The following is a 4594-nucleotide window of genomic DNA, read 5'->3' as shown; positions in this document are numbered from 1 at the left end:
ATTTTTAGAATATGAGTGTAATTTTGTCTTGACAAAGGTCACTTCATAACAGGTGATTATATGTTATTCAAGAACGCAACCATTTATACAATGGAACAAGACCCTTTTGTAGGTGATTTTAAAATCGATAAGGGTGTATTTACAGAAATAGGAAAAGATTTAACAGCTAATGAAGGAGAAGATGTACAAGATCTAAATGGTTTATATGTATTTCCTGGTTTAGTTGAAAGCCATTGCCATTTAGGTATGGAAGAAACAGCCATTCGTTTTGAAGGGAATGATGTCAATGAAATCACAGATCCAATCACACCGAATATGCGTGGAATTGATGGATGTAATCCAATGGATGAAACAGTAGAACTCGCATTAAAAGGTGGTGTAACTACAGTAGCTGCAGGTCCTGGTAGTGCCAACGTTCTTGGTGGAACTTTCTTTGCGTATAAGACGAAAGGAAATTGCATTGATGAAATGAGCATTCAAAATCCTATCGCAATGAAGGCAGCTTTTGGAGAAAACCCTAAGCGTTGTTATCAAGGAAAGAAAATTGATACGCGTATGCAGATCAGTGCATTACTTAGAGAAACTCTAGCTAAAACTAAAAAATATATGTTAAAGAAAGAATCTGGTAAAGATGTAGATTATGATCAAAAGTTAGAAGCCATGATTCCAGTTATCAAAAAAGAATTGCCATTGAAGTGCCATGCACATAGAGCTGATGATATTTTAACTGTTATTCGTATTGCGAAAGAATATGACATTGAAGTAACTTTAGATCATGCGACGGATGCAAGATGCATTGTCGAACAAATCAAAGAAAGCGGATATCCATGTATTTGCGGTCCTAGTTTTGGTCATAAGACTAAATTTGAATTAAAATCCAAATCCTTTAAAACGCCTGGCGTATTAAACAAAGCTGGAATCTTAGTTTCCATCACTACTGATTCTCCAGTTATTCCAGAACAATATTTATCTTTATGTGCCGCTCTTGCCGCAAAAGAAGGTATGGATGAATATGAAGCTATCAAAGCAATCACGATCAATCCAGCTAAGATTTTAAAACTCGATAATCGCGTAGGTTCTATTAAAGCCGGTAAAGATGCTGACTTTATTATTTGTACTAAGAATATTCTTGATACACAAAATGAAATTCAATCCGTTTATATCGATGGAAAGAAGGCTGTGTAATGTTATTTAAGAACGCGACTATTTATACTATGGAAGAAGAACCTTTTATTGGTGATTTTCTGGTTGATAAAGGTGTATTTACTGAAATTGGAAAAGATTTAAGTCCCAAAGATGAAAAAGTACAAGACCTAAATGGATTATATGTCTTCCCTGGCCTTATTGATGCCCACAGCCATTTAGGCATGGTATGTTCTTCCATTGGCTTTGAAGGTGAGGATGGAAATGAAGTCACAGATCCAGTCACACCCAACATTCGCGGTATTGATGGCTGTAATCCAATGGATGAAACAATTAAAGAAGCATTAAAAAGCGGAGTGACTACAGTCGCTGCAGGACCAGGTAGTGCTAATGTGATTGGTGGAACTTTCTTTGCGTATAAAACTGCAGGTAACTGCATTGATGAAATGACAATTCAAAATCCTTTAGCTATGAAGGCCGCATTTGGTGAAAACCCTAAGCGTTGCTACAAAGGAAATAAAATTGATACGCGTATGCAGATTAGTGCATTGCTTAGAGAAACTCTAGCTAAGACTAAAGAATACTTAGCTAAAAAAGAAGCTGGAAAAGATGTAGCTTATGATCAAAAACTAGAAGCCATGATTCCGGTTATTAAAAAGGAAATGCCATTAAAGTGCCATTGTCATAGAGCCGATGATATTTTAACCGTGATTCGTATTGCGAAAGAATATGACATTGAAGTGACATTAGATCATGTAACAGATGGAAGAAGCATTATTCCACAAATTAAAGAAAGTGGTTTTCCATGTATTCTAGGTCCTTGTTTGGGGCATAAATCAAAATATGAAGTTAAAAATATGTCTTTTGAAACAGCCAATGAATTCTATAAAGCCGGTATTCTATTTTCTATTATCACAGACTCTCCTGTAGTACCCGAACAATACTTATCATTAAGTGCAGCTTTAGCCGCAAAAGCAGGTCTTCCAGAATATGAAGCTATTAAGGCCATCACAATCAATCCAGCTAAGATTTTAAAACTGGATGATCGTATTGGTTCTATTAAAACTGGTAAGGATGCAGACTTTGTGATTTGTACAAAGAATATTTTAGATACACAAAATGAAATTAAAAATGTATATATTAATGGAAAGAAGGAAGCATAATGTTATTTAAGAACGCAACAATTTATACAATGGAACAAGATCCATTTGTAGGTGATTTTAAAATTGATAAAGGTGTATTTACACAAATTGGAAGAAATTTAACAGCAAGTGAAGGTGAAGATGTACAAGATCTAAATGGTCTATATGTATTCCCTGGTTTAGTTGAAAGCCATTGCCATCTTGGTATGGAAGAAACAGCCATTCGTTTTGAAGGCGATGATGTCAATGAGATCACAGATCCAATCACACCAAATATGCGTGGTATTGATGGATGTAATCCAATGGATGAAACAATCGAATCCGCATTAAAAGGTGGAGTTACAACGGTAGCTGCAGGACCTGGTAGTGCCAATGTGATTGGTGGAACTTTCTTTGCGTATAAGACGAAAGGAAATTGTATTGATGAAATGAGCATTCAAAATCCTTTGGCTATGAAGGCAGCCTTTGGTGAAAATCCTAAGCGTTGTTATCAAGGAAAGAAAATTGATACGCGTATGCAGATTAGTGCTCTTTTAAGAGAAACATTAGAAAAGACAAAGGAATACATGAAGAAAAAAGAATTAGGTAAAGATGTAGCTTATGATCAAAAGTTAGAGGCTATGATTCCTGTTGTCAAAAGAGAAATTCCATTAAAGTGCCATGCACATAGAGCCGATGATATTTTAACAGTGATTCGCATTGCGAAAGAATATGATATTAAAGTGACATTAGATCATGTTACAGATGCTCGTTGTATCATTCCTCAAATCAAAGAAAGTGGATTCCCTTGTATTTGTGGACCTGCTTTGACTCACAAATCAAAATTTGAGCTTGCGAATATGTCATTTGAAACACCAAACGAACTATATAAAGCTGGTATTTTATTCTCAATCATTACAGACTCTCCTGTAGTGCCTCAACAATATCTTTCTTTAAGTGCTGCTCTAGCTGCTAAAGCAGGTCTTCCTGAATATGAAGCTATTAAAGCCATCACAATCAATCCAGCTAAAATCTTAGGCTTAGACAATCGTGTAGGTTCTATCAAGGAAGGTAAAGACGCTGACTTTGTGATTTGTACAAAGAACATCCTAGATACGACAAATGAAATCAAAGATGTTTATGTCGACGGAAAGAAGGCCGCTTAATGCTTTTTAAAAATGCCACTATTTATACCATGGAAGAAGATCCTTTTATTGGGGATTTTCGAGTCAATAAAGGTGTATTTACAGAGATTGGAAAGAATTTAGAACCCAAAGATGAAGATGTTCAGGATCTTACAGGATTCAATGTATATCCAGGCATGGTAGAAGCCCATTGTCATTTGGGCATGGAAGAAACAGCTATTGGCTTTGAAGGCAATGATTTAAATGAAATCACAGATCCAATCACTCCAAACATGCGTGGTATTGATGGTTGTAATCCAATGGATGAAACCGTACAAACTGCGTTAGAAGCAGGAGTCACAACGGTAGCTGCAGGACCTGGTAGTGCCAATGTGATTGGTGGAACATTCTTTGCGTATAAGACAAAAGGAAATTGTATTGATGAAATGACAATTCAAAATCCAATTGCGATGAAGGCGGCTTTTGGTGAAAACCCAAAGAATTGCTACAAAGGAAAGAAAATTGATACGCGTATGCAAATCAGTGCATTACTTAGAGAAACTCTAGCTAAGACAAAAGAATACTTAGCTAAAAAAGAATCTGGTAAAGATGTAGATTATGATCAAAAACTAGAAGCCATGATTCCAGTCATCAAAAAAGAGATTCCATTAAAGTGTCATGCCCATAGAGCCGATGATATGTTAACGGCAATTCGTATCGCAAAAGAATACGATATTGAAATCACCTTAGATCATGCGACGGATTCACAAGCGATTCTAGACCAAATCAAAGAGAGTGGTTTTCCATGTATTTGTGGACCAAGCCTTTGTCATAAAGATAAGTTTGAATGTGCCAACGATTCGTTTGAAACCCCAAATAAGATGTATGAAAAAGGAATCTTATTTGCGATCACAACCGATTCCCCATTCAATCCCCAACAATATCTGCCATTAAATGCCACACTTGCACATAAGGCAGGACTACCAGAACTAGAAGCCATCAAGGCCATCACAATCAATCCCGCTAAAATCTTACATTTAGAGAATCGAGTTGGTTCTATCAAAGAAGGCAAAGATGCTGACTTTATAATTTGTACAAAAAGTTTGATTGATTTGAATAATACAATTAAAAATGTATATATTAATGGAACAAAAGGGTAATCCGCAATTAGATAGGGTTGACTAAAAGTTGGCTTTAAAAATTGTA

General features: G+C 35.9%; 4 protein-coding genes. All 4 read left to right on the top strand.

Annotation, left to right across the window (positions count from 1 at the left end):
* Positions 1–60: 60 nt before the first annotated feature.
* The 4 genes from KTQ83_RS11340 to KTQ83_RS11325 are packed head-to-tail and all read left to right on the top strand — an operon-like array spanning position 61 to position 4548.
* Positions 61–1185, top strand: a complete 1125-nt coding sequence (locus KTQ83_RS11340) for an amidohydrolase (RefSeq protein WP_217256864.1) — start codon at positions 61–63, stop codon at positions 1183–1185.
* The gene (locus KTQ83_RS11335; protein ID WP_217256863.1) at positions 1185–2306 is read left to right on the top strand and encodes an amidohydrolase; all 1122 of its coding nucleotides are present in this window, start codon (positions 1185–1187) and stop codon (positions 2304–2306) included. The genes KTQ83_RS11340 and KTQ83_RS11335 overlap by 1 nt, the downstream gene beginning before the upstream one ends.
* Positions 2306–3430 (top strand): amidohydrolase, encoded by a 1125-nt coding sequence (locus KTQ83_RS11330; protein WP_217256862.1) that lies wholly within the window; start codon positions 2306–2308, stop codon positions 3428–3430. The genes KTQ83_RS11335 and KTQ83_RS11330 overlap by 1 nt, the downstream gene beginning before the upstream one ends.
* A complete protein-coding gene (locus KTQ83_RS11325) occupies positions 3430–4548 on the top strand; it encodes an amidohydrolase (protein ID WP_217256861.1) in 1119 nt (372 codons plus the stop codon). Before KTQ83_RS11330 ends, KTQ83_RS11325 begins: the two co-directional genes overlap by 1 nt.
* Positions 4549–4594 lie beyond the last annotated feature (46 nt).

It is taken from the genome of Holdemanella porci, from assembly GCF_019052655.1.
Taxonomy (GTDB): domain Bacteria; phylum Bacillota_I; class Bacilli_A; order Erysipelotrichales; family Erysipelotrichaceae; genus Holdemanella; species Holdemanella hominis.
This window is presented reverse-complemented; position numbering and strand designations above follow the sequence as displayed.